This window comes from Candidatus Cloacimonadota bacterium (assembly GCA_012522635.1).
GTDB lineage: Bacteria > Cloacimonadota > Cloacimonadia > Cloacimonadales > Cloacimonadaceae > Syntrophosphaera.
Map to the genome: position 1 here is coordinate 25,004 of JAAYKA010000024.1, position 19,900 is coordinate 44,903.

General features: G+C 49.7%; 14 protein-coding genes and 2 tRNA genes. 9 read left to right on the forward strand and 7 right to left on the reverse strand.

Annotated features, from left to right (window positions below):
• Positions 1-80 precede the first annotated feature (80 nt).
• The 7 genes from GX135_01605 to GX135_01635 form a co-directional block, all read right to left on the reverse strand.
• Positions 81-1,211 carry a CapA family protein gene (locus GX135_01605; GenBank protein NLN84784.1) on the reverse strand — a complete coding sequence of 377 codons (1,131 nt, stop codon included), beginning with the start codon at positions 1,209-1,211 and terminating at the stop codon, positions 81-83.
• Between the two features lie 646 nt (positions 1,212-1,857).
• Entirely contained in the window at positions 1,858-3,870 is a 2,013-nt protein-coding gene (locus GX135_01610) for an ATP-binding cassette domain-containing protein (GenBank protein NLN84785.1), read from the reverse strand.
• Positions 3,815-4,351, reverse strand: a complete 537-nt coding sequence (locus GX135_01615) for a hypothetical protein (protein NLN84786.1) — start codon at positions 4,349-4,351, stop codon at positions 3,815-3,817. Before GX135_01615 ends, GX135_01610 begins: the two co-directional genes overlap by 56 nt.
• 20 nt (positions 4,352-4,371) lie before the next feature.
• Complete coding sequence (locus GX135_01620) at positions 4,372-5,427, reverse strand: M48 family metalloprotease (GenBank protein NLN84787.1); 1,056 nt, start codon at positions 5,425-5,427, stop codon at positions 4,372-4,374.
• The gene (locus GX135_01625) at positions 5,424-6,488 is read right to left on the reverse strand and encodes a Stp1/IreP family PP2C-type Ser/Thr phosphatase (protein ID NLN84788.1); all 1,065 of its coding nucleotides are present in this window, start codon (positions 6,486-6,488) and stop codon (positions 5,424-5,426) included. The genes GX135_01620 and GX135_01625 overlap by 4 nt, the downstream gene beginning before the upstream one ends.
• A gap of 8 nt (positions 6,489-6,496) precedes the next feature.
• Positions 6,497-8,050 (reverse strand): VWA domain-containing protein, encoded by a 1,554-nt coding sequence (locus GX135_01630; protein NLN84789.1) that lies wholly within the window; start codon positions 8,048-8,050, stop codon positions 6,497-6,499.
• Between the two features lie 8 nt (positions 8,051-8,058).
• Entirely contained in the window at positions 8,059-8,712 is a 654-nt protein-coding gene (locus GX135_01635) for an FHA domain-containing protein (protein ID NLN84790.1), read from the reverse strand.
• Between the two features lie 375 nt (positions 8,713-9,087).
• On the opposite strand from GX135_01635, the gene GX135_01640 reads away from it, so the two are divergent.
• The 9 genes from GX135_01640 (at position 9,088) to GX135_01680 (ending at position 19,789) form a co-directional block, all read left to right on the forward strand.
• Positions 9,088-9,420, forward strand: a complete 333-nt coding sequence (locus tag GX135_01640) for a hypothetical protein (protein NLN84791.1) — start codon at positions 9,088-9,090, stop codon at positions 9,418-9,420.
• A gap of 532 nt (positions 9,421-9,952) precedes the next feature.
• Positions 9,953-10,030: transfer RNA gene (locus GX135_01645), tRNA-Val, on the forward strand.
• Positions 10,031-10,042: 12 nt separating this feature from the next.
• Positions 10,043-10,119: transfer RNA gene (locus GX135_01650), tRNA-Val, on the forward strand.
• 253 nt (positions 10,120-10,372) lie between these two features.
• Positions 10,373-13,366, forward strand: a complete 2,994-nt coding sequence (locus GX135_01655) for a hypothetical protein (protein NLN84792.1) — start codon at positions 10,373-10,375, stop codon at positions 13,364-13,366.
• A 12-nt stretch (positions 13,367-13,378) separates the two neighbouring features.
• Positions 13,379-14,005 (forward strand): hypothetical protein, encoded by a 627-nt coding sequence (locus GX135_01660; GenBank protein NLN84793.1) that lies wholly within the window; start codon positions 13,379-13,381, stop codon positions 14,003-14,005.
• Between the two features lie 2 nt (positions 14,006-14,007).
• A complete protein-coding gene (locus GX135_01665) occupies positions 14,008-15,201 on the forward strand; it encodes a hypothetical protein (GenBank protein NLN84794.1) in 1,194 nt (397 codons plus the stop codon).
• A 12-nt stretch (positions 15,202-15,213) separates the two neighbouring features.
• Complete coding sequence (locus GX135_01670; protein NLN84795.1) at positions 15,214-15,828, forward strand: hypothetical protein; 615 nt, start codon at positions 15,214-15,216, stop codon at positions 15,826-15,828.
• An 81-nt stretch (positions 15,829-15,909) separates the two neighbouring features.
• Positions 15,910-18,753, forward strand: a complete 2,844-nt coding sequence (locus tag GX135_01675) for a hypothetical protein (GenBank protein ID NLN84796.1) — start codon at positions 15,910-15,912, stop codon at positions 18,751-18,753.
• 85 nt (positions 18,754-18,838) lie between these two features.
• Positions 18,839-19,789: a glycoside hydrolase family 16 protein gene (locus GX135_01680; GenBank protein NLN84797.1), complete on the forward strand. Its 951-nt coding sequence runs from the start codon at positions 18,839-18,841 to the stop codon at positions 19,787-19,789.
• Positions 19,790-19,900: the final 111 nt, after the last annotated feature.

The window sequence follows — 19,900 nt, forward strand, 5'->3', positions numbered from 1 at the left end:
TTGGGTTGAACATGAAAAAAGCCGGTGAAATACCGGCTCTAATTTTGAATGTCAATCTGGTTTTAATCCAGAAACATGGTTTAACGTTGGCTGACGGCGGGTTCATCGCTCTTGCGGGTAACTCTGCCGTCTTGACTGATCACCAGTTCGCTTTCAGGGAAATCCAAATTGGTGAGTTTGATGATTTCTTTCAGCGCGGAATGTCCATCGTCAAGGATGGGTCCGCCTTTTCCAGGCTGACGGATGGATGTGATTTGCGCGTCCACAAATTCACCAGTACCGGTAACCGTCACTTTGATGATGGGCGCGAGACCAAGATTTCCGGAAAGGTTGAAACGTCCATAAGTGCAGAAATTTCCCAAGCTGTAAGCGATGAAACGGCCTTTGTAAATATCGATTGCCCGGGTAACGTGGGGGCCATGTCCAAAAACGATGTCCGCACCTGCATCGATGGCTACGCGGGCAAATTCATGCGGATTTCCCCTGTTTTCACCCAGGAAAAATTCGGTTTTGCCATTCACACGGGTTTTGTCTGAACCTTCGGCGCCACCATGGAAGGACACAATCACGATGTCGCTTTTTTGTTTCAGTTCCTTCACGATGCGGGCTACTTCCTTGTAATCGTTGATCTGCATGGTTCCGTTGTTCGGTGCAAAAGCGCAGAATCCATAACGGATATCATCCTTGGTAAACGTGACGCTGGGGTATTCTTTCAGCCCGGCAAATTTGATGCCAAGCTCATCCAACATCTTGACAGTGTTGCTTTTACCCGATGCGCCGAAATCCCCGACGTGGTTGTTTGCCAAACTAACGAGGTCGATTCCCGCGTCGCGCAGGTAGCCACCATAATGGTCGGGGCTTTTAAAAGCAAAACAGGTGGAGGGATTGGAACACTTTTTTGGCACCCCGGTTCCACTGAGAATCACCCCCTCAAGATTGGCAAAAGTGAGGTCTGCCGAGGAAAGGATGTGTTTCACAGGGTTCAGCAAGTCGCGTCCATCATTGGGAGGCAAATAGTTTGCAGAGGGATAGTTTGTTCCCAACATGATATCTCCCACTCCGATCACGGTCACGTTTCGCGTGGGGGCCACAAAACTGGGATATTTTGCCTCCAACTGGGGCATGCGACCGGCATAGAGAAAACGCCTCAGATAGTGGGAACTATTGTAATAATCGTCAATCACAACCCCGCGGGAAGAGCTGTGAATCATTTTTAGGCCATTGCCATTGTTTTCAACCACCATGGCAACGTGACCAATCTTGTTGGAACTCAGGTTCGTGCCGCGGAAAAACATGAGATCACCAGGCTGGGCCTCACTGAGGGAAATGCTGCGGCAACTGGCGTATTGGGTGCTGGCAGTGCGGGGAATGCTCACACCATGAAGCGAGTAGATATATTGAACAAATCCACTGCAATCCATGATGTTACCCTGAGGATTGCGGAACTTATAGGGCCGTCCCAGATATTGACGGCTGGTTTCAACCATACTTTTGGTGGCTTCGGCATAGGTTCTGGGGTTGTATGCGGCTTCTGTTTTCCCTGGCCAGGTATCCAAAACAAGGGAAAACAACAGCAGGAACAAGCTCCCAGAAATAATTTTTCGCATATAACAGGCGACTTTTCTCGCCCGGGTCATGGTCTTTGTCATCAGGTCTCCTTGTGTGGTGCCTCTTTGAGAACAGCAATGGAAGAACGTTCATGAATAGGCACTCAAACACTTTTATAACAGTCAGTTAAAAATTTAGGCACCATGATAAGGGCATGTGGGAGAATGTCAAGAAAAAAAGACCCTTTTATGACATTTTTAGTTGCTATCTAATTGATATTACGCTAGTTGCACGCCTGACTTCAGGGAGCTATTTCAGACTGGTTTTCCGTTTCAAAAAAGTGTAAGCTATTCCGCCAAAAATTAGAGCCAGGAAAAACAACACAGCGAGATCAACCCCGATATTGTCCAAATTAAACCCTAAAACCCCGTCCGCGGCTTGAGTTCCATCCACCAGCAGGATGAGCTCATACGCCCAGCGACTGATTATTGGTGCTGCCAAAATTCGCCCAAAACCTCCCAAGTCCTTGAAATAGACAATCAAACCACCCAAAACTATCTGTGGAATGAGGATGATGGGGACGATTGCCATGGCAGCTTCTCCGGTTTTTGCCACTGCGGAAACCACCAAACCCATCAGCATCGCCGTGAAAGAGGTAAGCAACAGAACAAGATAGTGGGGGAAAAACCCAACACCCAGAACTCCGGAATCGTAAAAGGAAAGTTGCGCGAAGGCGGTGATAATCAGACATTGGACAGCACAAAGTATGCCCAAAACCGTCACTTTTGATGCCAGATATGCGCCCAATCCAAGCGCCGCCTTGTTTTCCCGCTGGAAAATGGTCTGTTCACAAACAATCTCGCGGGCGGAATTGGAACAACCCAGCCAGATGGCGGCGACGAGTGCCATAAAGTGCATGGCCAGAAGATATTGCTGGGTTTGATTGTTGGCAAACACCAGCAGTAGAAAGAGCCCGATAATGGGCGCCTGCATCAGCAGAATGAGCGTGCTCATTGAATCCCGCGCCTTGATCAGAAAAGTGCGTTTTACCAGGGTAAAAAACTGGCTGAAAGGGCTCACCACGAAGCGGGATTTTTGCATTGCCTTCTCAGATGGGATCTGGTCCATGCCTCTGATAACCATATCTTTGAATTGTGGGCTGCGCAGATATTCTTTTTGCAATTCGCGGCTGTCGCGTCGTTCCAAAACATCGAAGATTTGCTCCGGCTGCTCAACCTTGAAATATGCCGCGGCTTCCTGTGCCTTGCCGTAATATGCCAGTTTTCCACCCTCACCCAAAACAATGACATGGCTGAAGATGCCAAAATTTGTGCTGTCAATTTTATGCGTGGTGAGCACAACAATGTGTCCCTTGTCTGCCAAACCTTTCAGCAGGCTCATCACTTCACGGTCGGTGCGCGGATCCAGGCCACTGGTGGGTTCATCCAAATAATAAAGCAGCGGTTCTGTGATGAGTTCCTGAGCCATATTCACACGTTTACGCTGACCTCCACTGATGCCACGGCGTTCAGCGGAACCGATCAGGACATTGCGGCTCTGGGAAAGCTCCAAATCCTTGATGATACCATCAATCTGGGTTTTGCGCTCGCTCTCGGAAAGACTGTCGCCCAAACGAAGCTGGCTGGTGTAAGCAAGCGATTCCTCCACAGTAAGTTCGCGATGGATAATGTCATCTTGGGGAACGTAGCCAATCTGACCTTTAAAGGCCTCAAGATTATGATGGATGGAAAGGCTGTTCAGCCTCACGATGCCACGACTGGGACGCAAATAACCATTCAACATCAACATGAGCGTGGTTTTACCGCAGCCGGAAGGCCCCACCAAACCGATAAATTGCCCAGGCTCGAAGCAGAGGGAAACGTCGTCGATGAGCGTTTTTTCGGGAACACGGTAGCTGAGATTTTGGGCCACCAAACGCAGTTTTTGAGTCCAAAGATGTTGCGGAGGCGCCTTGAGCACATCTTCCAAACTGAGCGGAATGCCCGCAATCACAATGGTATCTGTCGGGCTGACCGTTTTGGAGCTAATTTTTTTACCGTTTACAAAAGTTCCATTTTGGCTGCCCAGATCCTGCAGAACCCAATTTCCCCCTTCCAAAAACAGCTTGGCATGGTTTCTGGACACCCTGATGTTGTCCAGAATAATATCGCAGCCGGGAGCACGACCGATTACATAGGAATCTCTGGTTTGAACAGGTGTGTCCGCTGGTTTTTTACCGCAAAATGGACAGAAAACAGAGTCAGAATCAATTTGTCTTCGGCAATTCGGACACAGCATTTTCTGCTTTTTCTCTCGCTTCATTTAACTGCCTCAATCCAGAGGGCAGCGGCAGTTCCTTTGTATACTTCACTGTTTTACTAAAACCCCACTTGCGTGCAGTAACCTGCGTTTCAACTCTCAGCTTATTCAACGACAGCCCCAAAAGGTTCCGAAAACTGCCAAGCTCGAGCGTCAACGGAATTTCCTGATTTTCAGAACGGGCTTCAACGTAATATCCCTGCTGGCAATTGAATTTCAACAAGGTTGCTTCACCACCGATGAGAGAAACCTCGAAAGGTTCAAGCTGATATCCAATCCGAGCCTTGTTCGTGATTTTCAAAGAAAATGCGAGAACATTCGCAGGATCCGTCAGAAATTTTTCTGGATTCACCGTGAGAGAGGGTTCCACCTCCGGTTCAAAATCCCAGGTGCTGGCCCAAAGCAGAAAACCAAAGGCTAAAATCAATAGAATCAGGAGGCTGTGCCACCAGTAGAATTGAAAATAGAAACGTTTCTCGTTCATAAAACTAATCCCAAAAAGGACTACATCTTCTCGATGCGTTCGATTCGTTTTTGCGCGGTGGGATGGGTGGAAATGAAATCGTTGATGGCCTGGATATTTGGATTTTCCTCAGTGGGTTCATATTTTTGGAGCTTGCGGAAAAAGGAAATGGCACCCTGTTTGGAATATCCCGCAGCGGTCATCAATTCCACTCCCCGCTTGTCCGCGGCGTATTCAATTTCTTGGGAATAAGGGTGTTTATAGATATTGTAGGCAATTCCGACCACCTCCCCAAACAACGGATTAATCTTCCCAGCCCGCACGGAGTGTTGTATTTTTTCCACGCAGTGCTTCAGGTCGTTATGCGCGATTTCGTGGGCAATCACAAAAGCGAGCTCGTCTTCACGGTCCAAAGCATTCAACATCCCCATATTGATAAAGGTTTTTCCGCCTGCCACGGCAAAAGCGTTAAAATCACGATCCGCTGTCACGTCGCACTGCCAAGCCAAGTCCCGGCGGGATGATTTGGCTCTAATCTTGCGGAAGACGCCCTGCACATCGAATTTTGAGGTTCCACCTTTGCCAACTTCCCGGAGGATTTTTTGCCGGAGCTCGGCACCAATCTCATTTTCTTCTTCGATGCTGAGCGCCGTCATATCCAGCAATCGTTTATCCAATTCGCTGGACAAGCCGGCCAATCCTTCGATTAGACCCATAAGATCGCTCTCCTGGCTTGTCTCTCCCACTTGAGGAAGCTTCAAAAGTTCGATCAGGTCAATCTCATTTGCCACACATTGCCATTGGCGGTTTCTCTTTTCGAAGGTCAAATGCCCCGGCAGAATTTGCGGTCCAAAACCCAGGGCTGGTTTGTTCAGCCGGGCCTGATAGTCCATTTCATACCTGCGTTTGCCATTGCTGTAGCCTTCGTTTTGAATGAAAAACTCCTCAATAGAATAATCCTGCCCCAGATGCTCCTGGATTTGAAGTTCCAGTTTGTCTCGCTCCAGACGAGCCAGCTTGTTGATCTCGTTTTTGTCGCATCCACCCAACAATATTAAGGCTGCCAGCAAGGCAAGTATGCTGATGTATTTTCTCATCTTTTTGGGTTTCCTCGAAGGTCTTTTTTATCCCCGGAGTTATCTTTATTGTTTGGTTCGGGTTTTAGCGCGTTTTGCTCTTCCTTTTTGTCCTCTTTCACTTCTGGAACCCTCAGAGTATCAGCGAGAAGCGAATCCGGCTCCGGCGTAACAATCTTCTCACTTTGCGATGCCACGTACTGTTTTCCCTTGAAAACTCCGATGTGGAAAGTGTTCATTAAGCTCAGCGTAGCCGCCAAACCCAGAAATACCGTTAAAAACACCAAAATCAGGGTAAGGAGATTATATGACCCCCTGGGTGTTTCGGACTTGTAAACCTTTCCGCTATTGACTTTTAGAATCTGCACGGTAATGTTGTCTTTGCCTCCACGATGGTTGGCTTCGTCAACCAGGTCGCGGCATGCCTGCTGTGGTTCCAATACAAGATAACCATCCAGTTCACGCGGAGTTAGATAATCTGTGAGCCCATCCGAACAAAGCAGAAATACGTCGTCCCGATAAAGCGGGAATGGACCCTTCACGTCAGCCGGATGCGGTTTTGCGCTCAAGGAACGGGTGATGATGTTTTTGCGGGGATGGTTGTGGGCGTCCACTTCCGAGATAATCCCGTGATCCACCATCTCCTGCACCCAGGAGTGGTCTCGCGTGATCAGTTTTATTTGACCACCGCGCCGGAGATAGATGCGGCTATCTCCAATCCAGGCAATCCAATAGCGTTCTCCGCGGATGAGCAAAATAACCGCCGTGGTACCCATTTCAGACATGTCGGGGTTTTGCTGCGCGTGGGCGGCGATATTTTGTTGAGCCAGGTTCAGAGCTTGATGAAGTTCGTCGTTTTCTTGAAAATCCGTGCCCAATTTCTGAAAGTGGGACGCGATGGTCTCCACCGCCACCTGGGAAGCAATCTCGCCACCGCTGTAGCCGCCCATACCGTCGCAAACAACAAGCAATTCTCCAAAATCGCCGCTGAATTTTCCGTAATAGTCCTGGTTGCTTTCACGCTTCATACCCACATCGGTGAGGTTGCTGATCGTGAATCTGTTTACCGCGTTCGGCTTCATAAAAAACCTCAGACCAAATAAAAACGGCCTTCGTTCGAGCCCAGCTTGAATGTTGCTTCCGGATCAATACGGCAGATGCTGACCTTCTGACCGCTCACATGCGTCCCATTCATCGAGCCCAGGTCTTCAATGAAGAATTGTCCGTCGGCCCAGTAAATGCGCGCGTGTTGGGAAGACACGGTTGAGTCGTTCATCACGATTGTGTTTCCGGGTGAGCGGCCAATGCTGGCTCCCTCTTTTCCAATTCTAAAACTGCGACCCTGCTCTGTGCCATAAACCACTTTCAAAACCAGTTCGGAAAAACCACCCACCGGAGCGCCGCCGGGGTCCAGAATCACGGTGCGTTCCCGATCCATTGGCTCCGGAGGCTTAATCCTGCGGGTTTCTTCTTCGCGGCGGGTTTGCTCCTGCCTGATACGATCTTCCTCAAGCCGATGTTCTCTCTCCACACGCTCCTGGTTTTCACGGCGCTGTCGTTCCGCTTCCTCAAGCCGACGTCTTTCCTCGGTCTGGCGAATTTTCTTCTGCCTGTTTAAAAGGAATATCAAAAGCCCGACGACAATCAGCAAGAAAGCTGCCGCGCCCAAAATCCATCCCAGTGGAAAGCCTTTTTTGCCATCGGAATCCAAGTCTTCCGGTTGGATTGCCTCCTCCACAGGGACCAATACCTGAGCAGGTTCATGCAGGCTGGCACTGTTTTCGCCCACCTGCAGAGTGATATTCAAATCTTTAAGCTTGCCATCGCCAGCCAGATTGAAAACAGGATAGTTGAGAATCCAGGAACCCAATATCTGGCGCTGAACCTTGGAAAAGTGTTTGTTCAAACTCTCGGGACTGGGCGCGTGGTAATAGCTGCCGCCGGTTTCGTCGGCAATTCTTTCCATATATTGCAAAAACTGTTTTTCCACCTTGGTGTAGCCCACGGTAAAAATGGGCAAATGCTTTGCCCTGGATGTTTTTAAGGCTTCTTCCAAGGTGTAGGCTTCGGCTGGATTTTCTTCTTTTCCGTCCGAAAACAGAATCATGTAGCGCCCATCGTGTTTCGGTTTTTTTGAGCCCAGATGGTCCAAACCTTTGTGGATGGCGTAATACAGCGATGTGTCTCCGCTTCTGACCTTCAGATCATTAATGCTCTTACGCAAGAGCTCTGTATCCGTGGTAAAATCGCAAACCACCTCCGCTTTTTCGCTGAAAGCCATGATGCAGATCTCGTCTTGAGGCCGTTTTTCATCAATAAAAGTAAGCAGACCGCTTTTCACGCTGTTCAAGGGTTTTCCACCCATCGAACCGGAAACGTCCACGTTTATCAAAACGGAAAGCCCCTGCCCGGAAGATTCAAAGGTGCTCACACTATAAATGCTGTCCACCTCGATGCCGCCAAAATTGATTTTGAAGTTTTTCGGGTTTAGTTTTTGCAGGGGTTCGTCGTCCGCGTCCAGCGTCAAAACAGTGCTTTGCACGGCTTTGGGAAAACCATCCGCGTTTGTTCGCAGGTGATGAATGCTGATATTTTGCGCCCAAAGCGGCGCGAACAGCAGAAGCAGGGTCAGCAGTTTACGCATGATGCACCTCAAACCGTTTTAAGCTTCAAATCCACCGTGGCGATGCGGATAATATCGTTTTCATTCAGATAAACCTTGTCCTCAATCATCTCGCCATTCACGAAAGTACCGTTTGAGGAAAGGTTGTCTTCGATGATATATTTGCCGTTACGACAGAGCAGAACAGCATGTTCGGCAGAAACACCGGGTATGGACAGCCGAATGTCGCAGTTTTGCGCGCTACCGATGATGTGGCGTCCCTGGTAGAGCTTGTAATCCCGTCCCATGGGATCGATGTCGAAGGTCACCAGCCAACCCGTGAGCATCCGATTTGCCTGGGGACGAGGTTTGGCTTCAGAGCCTGATTCAGCTTCAGGCTCGCTGGGTTCTGCTCCCAGAATCACAGTTTTGTCGTCCGCTGGGGCAGAAGGAGCGGCGTGTCCTGGCTGGAGGCGTGCTTTGGAGGTATCCAACCGGGTTTTATCCACGTCATCACCCATTCTGGCGGTGGGCTGCAAACCCAGGTTATCACGAGCCGGCGGGCAATGTGGACAGGCAGGCAAGCTGGCATCGTAGTCGTGGCCATTCGGACAGGTGCGCAAGTTCGAGCGCAGCGCTTTTCCGCATGATTTGCAAAAAATGGCGTGGTCTGGATTGATGGCATTGCAAGCGGGGCATTTCATTTTGGTCTCCTAATCTATGTTTATCTATTTATTTAACCGGGATTTAAAAGTGTTGAAGTCCGACCCTTTCAGGCACAGAAAACTTGGGGAAATGGTTCCCAAAACAAAGAAATCAAAACAAGCCTTCAGGCAAGTAGTCATATCGTCTCCTTGGCTCTCAAATGAACGCTAAATTATGGCTCCGACGCATCCGAAGCCAAAATTAACTCAAGCCCCAAGTGCTTTTTTCTGTCAAGAAAAATCTCCCCAACTGATTTTTGGTATTCATTATATAGGCACCCCCTTGGCTGTGAGTTTTTCCTCTCCGGGCAGTTTTTGGTTGACAAATAAAGCAAGCCTTCTAAACTTAGAAAACCAAATCAGGAGGTGATGAAAATGAAAAAACTGCTGTTCCTTTTGCTTGCCTTGTTCGCCGTAAGCGCCTTTGCCGGTTCTGTTTACGTGATGGACACCGGCAAGGCCGATCTCAATATCTGGGTTTGCCAATATAAAAGCGAAGCCGACATCTGCGTGTATGTGGATGAATACCGCTCCGCCGCCAAAAACAAGGACTGCATCTGGTTTTTCGAGCGCTATAAAAGCAGTGCCGACTTCACGGTGAAATTCGTTAAATATAAATCCCAGGCAGATTTGAAGGTGTATTACGTGAAATATAAATCTCAGGCTGAGTGGCGAAAATCACACGCTTGGACGGGTAGGCTGCAATAATGTCACAAAGCTCCGTCTTTTAAAGCTTTGAGCTGCCATCGCGCTTTCCTCCTTGAGCCTGGCTCATTCATGCCTCAAGAGCTTCTCATTATCATCCCAAGCCCTATATGGGAACTTCGTTGGAAGCTATTTGGTTACACAAGAGCCACAACACGGTGGGAATATCGGAAAGACCAAATCATTCGACTGCTTCCATAAATATAAGAACGAGTCTGTTGTAAAACACCCCGCAAGTGCTTAAACCTATATGTCGCATATGGTTATCCTTTGAAACATAAGGGAGACATAAGGAGGCAAGCAAGAGCGACCCCAAAAATCCGTTCCCAATGCCAGACTGAGACCATCCTGATGCTTAATCCAGATAAAAAATAAATTGTTCCTGATTTCGTGTTGTTGATAACTCATCCCGACATGTTTATTTAACTTGATTCGTCACAGTGTTTTCACAGCTCTCAAACAGCAAGAAAAAACAGCCCACCAGAAAAACTGATTGACAAAAATCGGCAGCTTTTTGGGATGGTTTTCCCAATGCGGGTGATTAGCTCAGTTTGGTTAGAGCGCTACGTTGACATCGTAGAGGTCACTGGTTCGAATCCAGTATCACCCACCACCCTTTCTTTTGGGGTGATTAGCTCAGCTGGTTAGAGCGCTACGTTCACATCGTAGAGGTCACTGGTTCGAATCCAGTATCACCCACCACCTCCTTTAACGCCCCCTTTCGAGGGGGTTTTTCTTTTTCCGGATAAAAACATCTGGAGGGGACAAAATCCTTTTTCCAATCGGTCAAAATATCTCTCTTGCGATGGCGATTTTTGTCAAAAAGATGAAAATATATCTGTATAAATCAAGTCAAATCCGCCTTAGACAAAAAAAGCATTTGACAATTATGGCGTTTTATAGGTGATGCAATGTAAACTGAAAATAATGTTTAAAATGGTATAGGAGTTTGCGTATGAAGTTGCACATACGTGCTTTAGCTTTGATCGTGCTGCTCGGACTGCTGGCCTTTGGCTGTAGCGGACCCTCTGGTGCGGATCAGAAAAAGCTTGGCAAACAGACCGTTAGCAACCTCAAGGTTGAAGATATTCGCGGTGACGGCGGCGACGGCCTGATGCTGAGTTGGAAACCACTACCCAAGGAAAGCAGAGTTCAGGAATACCGCGTCTATCGTGGAGTCCATCCAGACACATTGTTTTTCCTCGCCGCGGTGCAGGTGAACGTCAAAACCGGCGTTGGCACGGATGAAATGTTCTATTCTGACAGCGGCTACAATCCATTGGTGAGCCTGGATTCACCCCGCAAGCTGAAAAACGAGCGCGGAGCAAAGGGCAGTGTTTTGTATCAGGGCGTCCCACGGGATGCCGAAATCATGGCCCGCCTCAGCGAATGTTACAATCTTTTCACGCAGATGGATGCCAAAGATTATTATTACAAAACCAAGAAAACAAGATCGGCAAATCCGGAGGATGAAAGCATTTATGCCGGGGTTCAATTCAACCAGCAGACCATTCTGGCTTCCTTAAAAAGCCGGAGTGAAAGCCCTGAACCGATCAAATACTATTACACGGTTGTCCCTGTGAACGAGCGTGGACAGTATCTTGGCATATCCAAACCCGTGTTCGGAACCCCGGATGATGATCCGCCAGAAGCCTCTCCCGGCCTCTACTGCGCTGCCATCGAAGACCTGCAGGAACTCCGCTTTGAATGGGAATATCCCATCAGCCACGACGATATCCAAGTATATGAAATCCTGATGCTTGGTAATTTGGAAACCCCCAACCGGGAAAACACCATCTCCGTGGCGAGAGGCCCCGTGGGCGGTGGAGCTTTGAAAAACAACTGTGTCCTGCCGTTTGCCCAATTTGAAGCCATGGGCATCGCTCGCAGTTGGGAAGGTTTGAAAGATTCCCATTTTGTGATTCAGTTTACCGATGGTGGCAGAAATCAATCAGGATTCAGTGAACCCTCACAGCCTGTTTTGGCTCACAGCCGCGACCTGCCCCAAACCCCGGTTTTCCGTGTGGAAGACAAACCGATGGATAAAGGTGACCGCATTTCCGTCATTTGGCAGGAGCCTGTGGTATCCATCACAAAAACTTCCGCCGTAAATGGCAAGGGCACCAAACTGAAGATAAACTATGAGATTAACAAAACCGACAGCCAAAAGCTGAAAAACATCTATTTTGACTTCTATGAACCCGGAAAAGACAAACCATTTGCAACCATAAACGAATTTCATCAGGACAACATCATCCACCTGAATATCCCCGAAAAGTATTCTCTCAAGGGACAAAAATTTCCCCAGGACAGTCTGAAGGTGCGCATCACCATTGCCAGCCAGCCCTATAAGATTAACCCCAAAAACGGGCGCATCGTATATGAAAAGACACGCCTGGTGGAAAATTATGAACTGGTGCAATATCTGAAGCCAGATCCGGTGATGGTGGCCTACATGCCCACGCGTCAGCTTTTCCTGAACGGTCAGGATGTTTCCACCATGCAAAACGTGGTGTATCGCAAAGGCTACCGTGGCAGTTCCTTCACTCAGGTGAAGACCAACACTTCCTACGAAAACAACCTGGACGTGGCGGTGAATTACATCGCAAAAGTTGGTCAGCCAGTGCTGGGCTTCAACTTCGTGAAAGACAATACACTTTTCACATATATGAACGGCCAGCGTTTTTCCCGCAAACTCGCGTCAGGCGAAAAGGCCCAAGACCTTGCCCTGCTGCCTTCGCAGATAGATTTCACCCTGGATAATGACAGCCAAAGCCTGCTGTACTCCAGCATCTATCTGGATGAAGCCAAAAACACCGTTTCAAACCTGAAAAAAGATCTGCAGGATAAGAAAAAAGAACTGGCTGAGGACCAAAAAGCCCTCGCCATGCCCAACCCGGAAGGCGCGTTGACACTGGCGGCAAAGATTGAAGCTGGCGAAAAACAGATTGAGGCTCTCCAGGCAAAAATCGAAGCCTACGAAAAGAATCCGCTGTTCGCGCAAGCATTGAAAGCCAAAAGCAGCCGCGCGCTGATGAGGCTTGTGTCTTCAGTGCGCGAACCGGAACAGCGCAAACATAACTACACGATGTTCCGCACCAATGGCAAGGGACTTTTCACGGAAGCGGCTCCAGACACCTTGAATGAAGATTATGTCTATTACGCGCCCATTTCCAACTGGTTCGACTGGAACAAATTAATCTCACTTTTCGCCGTGATTATCTTCGGTGCCATGGTGGTCATTTTTGTGAACCTCGCCAAAAAAGGCAAGGATCTCTACATGCGTCCCATTGCGGGATTGGAGGAAATCGACAACGCCATCGGCCGTGCCACAGAAATGGGACGTCCAATGCTGTATTGCATGGGCAATGGCAGCCTTTCCGACGTCGCCACTCTGGCCTCCATGGGCATCCTCAGCCTCGTCGCCAAAAAAGCGGCGGAATATGATACCAAACTGATTGTTCCCTGCTACGACTACATTGTGATGCCCATCGCCCAGGAAATCGTGCGCGATGCCCACTACGCGGTGGGTCGCCCGGACAGCTATGAGAAGGACAACGTTTTCTATCTCACGTCCGTGCAGTTTGCCTATGTGGCAGGCGTGAACGGAATCATGATCCGCGAACGTATGGCCACAAACTTTTTCATGGGCTACTTTGCCGCCGAAGCTCTGTTGATGACGGAAACCGGAAACGCGGTTGGCGCCGTGCAGATTGCCGGCTCAGACGCCATCACCCAGATTCCCTTTTTCATCACCACCTGCGACTACACTCTCATCGGCGAAGAGCTTTATGCCGCTTCGGCATACCTGAACCGCGAGCCCATGCTTTTGGGCACTCTGAAAGCTCAGGACTATTTCAAGTTCCTGATCCTTGTTTTCATTATTGCCGGTGCCGTTCTGGCCAGCTTCCAGATGACCGGATTGATGCAATTTTTCCCTTTAAAATAAAAGAGGTCCCTAATGAAGAAAACCATACCGCTATTGGTCGTAATCCTTGGAGGGTTCATCTGGTTGGCTTGGGTGTTTGTGCCCCACAGATTGCTCCAGGATGTTTTCTACTATGATTTCTACCTGCCCTGGGCTCGTGCCATGGCTCCTTTTGGAATGCTTTTGGGCGTGATGAGCCTCTCCATGATGCACTATGGCAAAATCCGCCGCAAGGCTCCAAAATGGCAATACAGCTTCTTTTTCTTTGCCGGATTCATTGCCACCTCACTGGCCGGGTTCATCGGAGGCACCCAAAAAGGCGGCCTGTACATGTGGCTGTTTGAAAACCTGCAAATGCCGATGAGTTCCACGATGTTCTCGCTTCTGGCGTTTTACATGGCATCAGCGGCCTACAAGGCTTTCCGAGCCCGCTCGGCTGAAGCCACAGTGCTGCTGATTGCCGCCATCATCGTGATGCTGGCCCAGGTTCCCCTCGGCGTGAAAATTAGCCGCCATCTGCCTGATATTTCGCAGTGGATTTTGGACGTTCCAAACCTTGCCTCAAAACGTGGCATCATGTTGGGCGTGGGTCTTGGCAGCGTTGCCACCACCCTGAAAATCCTGTTGGGAATTGAACGCTCGTATCTGGGAGGAGATTGATCATGGAAGAAAAACTCACCCTGTTTGAACGCATCCAAAAGCTTGACCGCCGCTGGGTTTATATCGTTGTGGCGCTGGCGATTATCATTCCGCTGATGCTTCCCTACAACTCCGACAACGTCACCTCGCCGCCCACGGAAAATGTCTATCAAATGATTGATTCCTTCGCGGGACGTGAAGACCGCGCCATCCTGATGAGCTTCTATCACGATGCTTCCACCATGTCGGAACTTTATCCCATGCAGGTTGCCATCATCCGCCACTGTTTTGAACGCAACGTGAAGGTCTTTTTTCTGTCCTTCCTTCCTCAAGGTGCGCCCATCATTGACATGGCCATCAACACAGTCAAGGAAGAATATCCCCACATCAAAAGCGGAACGGACTATTGCAACTTTGGCTATATCCCGGCTTCGCTGATTATGGCCACCGTGATTGGAATGGGTGATAACATCGCCACCGCGGTTCCCACCGACGCCGAAGGGCGCAAAGTGGAAAACCTGCCCATCATGAAAGGAATCACAAACTACACCGAGATGAACTTGGTGATTGAATTCTCCGGCTCGGTTGCAGGTGGTTATTGGCTTGCCTACGCCCGTCCCAAATTTGGCACAAACATCGCCGTGGGCGTCACTGCTGTGATGGCAGCGGATGAATATCCCTATCTGCAAACCGGCCAATTCATTGGCATGCTGGCAGGCCTCAAGGGCGCCGCTGAATATGAAAAACTGGTGGATGTCTTTGCCGCCTACCGTGAACCGGGTCAACCACTTATCCCCTACGTGGATGCCAGCGGTAAAAAACACGTGCCAGGCCGCCCCTTCAGCGAAGACCTTCTGGAAAAATCCGATATTCAGGATTTGATTAAGATTACCACCCAAACCGAAGCCAAATTCACCTCCGCGGAGTTTGAAAGCTTCGTCACCACACAATCATTGACCGACCAGGCAAAGATTCGCCAGGCTAAAACAGAATCCGACGGCAAAATATTAATCGATGTCAGCAAGCTGAAAGAGGACGATTTTGAGTCCGGCACCTGGAGCGCGCTGAACCGTATGACGCGCAACACGCCATATAAATTCAAGGTCGCCCGCATCGGCATGAACGCCCAATCAGTTGCCCACATGATGATTATCGCGTTCATCCTGATCGGAAACATCGGCTACTTCATACAACGCGCCCGCACAGGCAAGAAATAAAGGGAGCATATCATGACCTTTGAACTCTTTAGCAATCTGGTGGGTGCATTTTTCACCCTCTGCATCTTCTCGTTCCTCTACAAGGATAACCCGCTCTATCAGATGTCCGAACAGCTTTTGGTGGGAATTTCCCTGGGATATTCGCTGGTGTTGGTTTACGAACGCACCTTCATCCCCTTCTTTGTGCAGCCCATTTTCCTGAAGCATGAATGGATTCTCATCATTCCCAGCATCATTGGAATGTTCTATCTGCTGCGCTTTTCCCGCAAACTGAGCTGGCTGTCGCGCTATCCCATTGCCTTTTCGATGATGGGAGTTGGCGCCTCTGTGGCTTTGGCGATGCACAACAGCATCCTGGTGCAGATGCGCCAAGCCATGGTGCCGCTGGAAAGTGTGAACCTGGCGCTCATCTTCATCGGAACCATCGCCGTGCTGCTCTATTTCTTCTTTTCCAAGGCCCACACCGGGGTTTATGGAAAGTTTGTGGACATCGGAAAATGGTTCATGATGGTGGGCTTCGGAGCCTCCTTCGGACTCACCGTGATGGCGCGTATTTCGCTGTTAATCGGGCGAATCCAGTTCCTGGTAAACGACGTTTTCATGGCCATAAAACAGGCCTGGTTCTGATGATTTCCTCTTTTGGGGGAAGACCAGCATGGCTTCCCCCCTTTAGTTTTTTCAAACCAATAAAATATTGAGAGCCTTCTGATGCGCAGAAATATATTCGCACTGATTTTGGCCACTTTGGCAACGCTGCTGCTCCTATCCGGATGCGGCAACGACGCTAAAAAAGTAGCCCAAATCCAAGAGTTTACCGTGGAGGACATTCCAAACGACGAAGGTGCTGGGATACAATTGAAATGGACGCCTCTGGACAAATCCCAGCGCGTGATTCAATATAACATCTATCGTGGCCACAGCCCGGACAGCCTCTTTTATCTCAGCAAAATCGAAGTGGACCCCGATGTGGGCGTGGTTGGCGGCTCGTTGAACTACACAGATCAAGGTTTTGGCCTGCTAATCGAATTTGAAACAGCTCCCGCTAAGCTGAAAGCCGAAAAACAGCAGGTTGCAGACAAAACCACGCTCTTCAAATCCATCCCCCGCGACCCGAAGTTTTTGGCTCAGATTCTGCCCCATTACCTGGTCTTGGGCTCCATCCCCAGCAATAAATTTTACAATCAAGCCAAGCGGATTGAGATGAAAGGCAAGGATGAAAACGAGGTTTTTGCCGGTTACAGACTTTCCTCTTTCGATGTGATTGTTGCCCGCCTCCAGGACGAAAAACCCTATTACTATTGCGTGGTTCCCGTAACCGAAACAGGAAAATACCTGCCCGCCACCCAGGTGAAGCACGCCAAAGCTAAAAATAATCGTCCGGATTCCACCGCCATTTTCTATTCCTCATATCTGACGGATAAAAACGAATTCCGCTTCGAATGGATTCCACCTCAGGGCGGAACGGACATCGTTGTTTGGCAAACCTGGCTGATGCCCAAATCATTATTACCCAATTTCAACGCGGACCAAGAAGCCAATGCCAGCGCACCGGACGAGGTTTTCCACGCTTCCTGGCAGGCTGCCTCCATCCCCATCGCGCAAATCCCCAACCCATACCGCGGACAGGTGATTTACGCCAAAGCCGGGCCCCAGGAGCTTTTGGGACAGATTCCCTCGGAAACAAACCTGGCAAACTACATCCCGGTAATCACTTACATGGACAACATGGGATTTAAGAATGCCGCTGTGGGACACGAACTCGTGCAAACAAAAAGCACTGAACTGCCCCAGCTTCCCCACTATCAGATTTTGGATAAAACCAACGACAAGGGCGACAATATCATCATCTCTTTTGGCAGACCTTTCGCCTTTGTGTCCCAAGCCGCTTGGAAAAATAAAGCCAACACCAAGCTGCGCCTGAACTATGACATCTCCGAAAACGGACACCAAAGCATTTCCAAACTGCGTTTCCGCTTTTTCGACACGGATGACACTCTGCTCAAGGAAGTGATTGAAACCCATCCGGATAAAACCATTTGGGTTTATTTCCCCAAAGACCGGGACCCTCACAAGGATTTCCGCGTTGAAATCAGCGCCCTCCTGGTTGGGGAAAAGAAGTTCTCCGATGTGGCGGTATCCCAGATTGTCTCTTGGGACAGCTCTTCCAGCCGCTTTATGGGTGGCGATCTCAGCAATCATGGTCAGGTGTTAAATAATATCTACTACGACATCTTCAGCCGCGACCGTCTCGGCGATTTCAGCCCCGGAATGCGCATTGGCGCGCTTTCCAGGTCCTATGACCACACCATTTCCTACCTCAATTCCGAAACCCTACAGCTCATCACGATTGACCCTAAAACCAATCTCATTTTGGTGGACCCCAGTTTCCTGGTGGCAATCGATGAAGAAACCGGCGCCATGTTTGCACCTTCCCTCTTCAAAGAAGATACCGAAACCGAAATGGCTGAGTTGAACGACCAAATCAAAGCCTTGAAAAAAGACGCTCAGGGTGAAGGCTCCAAAACCCAGGAAGCCGCTCAGCAACTTCAAGCTCTTTTGGCACAACAGAAATTCGTGCTTTCCAACCCCTCCTACCTGGCGGGAAAAGATGCCAAATCCGACCGCGCCTGGCGCAAAATCATGCGTAAAGAATTGGATGTAAACTCCCGCTCTTATGCCTACAAACTTCTGGTGACCGATGGTCAGGGAGTTTGGAGCGATGAGGAAGACCTGCCAGACCACGACCCCAACAAAAAACCCGAATTTCTATACCCCCAAAACGAATGGTTCGACACCAGCAAATGGGCAACCCTCATTGCCTCCATCGTGATGGGCATCATGGTGGTTGTGGCGCTTTACCGTGCCCGCCGCTTTGACCTCTACATTCGCCCCATCGCGGGTTTGGAAGAGTTGGACAACGCCATTGGCCGCGCCACCGAGATGGGACGTCCCGTGATGTTTGTGCCCGGCTGGGGAACTTTGGGTGACCCTTGCACCATTTCCGCGATGATGATTCTGAACCAGGTTGCCAAAAAGACCGCTGAATATGACATCCGCATCATCTCCCCGCATGTGGACTACCTTGTTCTGCCCCTGGCTCAGGAAATGGTTCTCACTGCCTACAACGAAGCCGGCCGCTCCGACGCCTACAACCCTGATGACATCTATTTCGTCTCCGATTCCCAGTTCGCGTTCAGCGCCGCGGTGAATGGAATCACCGTGCGCGAAAAGGTGGCAACCATCTTCTACATGGGCTATTTCAACGCAGAAGCCCTGCTGATGACCGAAACCGGAAACCAATCCGGCGCCATCCAAATCGCCGCCTCCGACGCCATCACCCAGATTCCCTTCTTCATCACCACCTGCGACTACACTCTCATCGGTGAAGAATTCTACGCCGCGTCGGCCTACCTCTCCCGAAATATCGAACTGGTGAGCATGCTGAAGGCGCAGGACTATTTCAAGCTGCTCATCGTGGTCTGCGTGCTGGTTGGAACCCTCCTCTCCAGCCTGGGGGTAAACTTCCTGCTGAATTTCCTGCCTGTGGAATAAAAACAAAACCAATATAAACTGGGCAAAAAGCCCGAAGCGTGGCCGGAGCCCTCAAAGCTCCGGCCTTGTTTCAAAGGAACGAAAAATGAGAGTTTTGGACAAAGGTTTCTGCCTCCTGCTGGTTTTAATGTTGCTCTCGGTGGCGCTTGGCGCTGCAAACCGGCGTGTAATCAGCTTCGCGGGTATGGATTGGTGGGTCAAATCCGGCCATTACGGTCCCGGGCCGAACCATTTTTCAGACTCCGCCGAAAGCGTTTGGGTGGATGAAAATGGCAAGCTTCACCTGAAAATCCGTCAGATTGATGGTTTGTGGCATTGCGCCGAAGTTTGGACCCTCGCGCCCGCCGGCTGGGGAAACTATCTTTTCTGGCTGGAAAGCCAGGTTGACCTCTATGACCCCAACGTGGTGGCAGGGCTTTTTCTCTATCAGGATGACGACCACGAAATCGACATCGAATTCTCACGCTGGGGAGACCCCGATTATCCCTGCGGCAGCTACAGCATCCAACCCTATTACCATCAAGGAAATAACCGCGCCTTTGCAATGGACTTGCAAGGCTCCTGGACCTCACATTCCTTCAATTGGCAGCCGGATTATATCGACTTTCAAAGCCTGCACGGGCACTATTCCGAAGCCTCAGATGACGGCTTCATCATCGACCAATGGCACTACACCGGAGCGGATAACCCTGCCGAATCTCCCGAAATGCTTCTGCACATCAATCTTTGGCTGATGAGCGGCTTGTCTCCCACAGACGCCAGTGAAGCGGAACTCATTGTCTCTCATCTCGTTATAACACCGGGAGTTGTGATTACTCCACCCGCTCTCCGCATCCAGCAGCTTCATCCCGAAAGCGTTCTTCTGAGCTGGGACCCTGTGCCCAACGCCCTGTCCTACCAGGTTTTCCAATCCGATATCCCGCTCAATCCTGCCAGCCTTGGTTGGACGGAACTGACTGCCACTTCCGCCACCAGCCTCGAACTCAGTTCCCAAGCAAGAAACAAATTCTTTTACGTCCGCGCTCTCAGGGAATAGCATTTTATAAAACCGCGCTTGATTCAAGCCCAAAAAACAGGCTCCAACCCGCCATTTAAGCCGATACTCACTAAAGATTCCACAATAATATTCCTTCCCGACCTCCGCGAA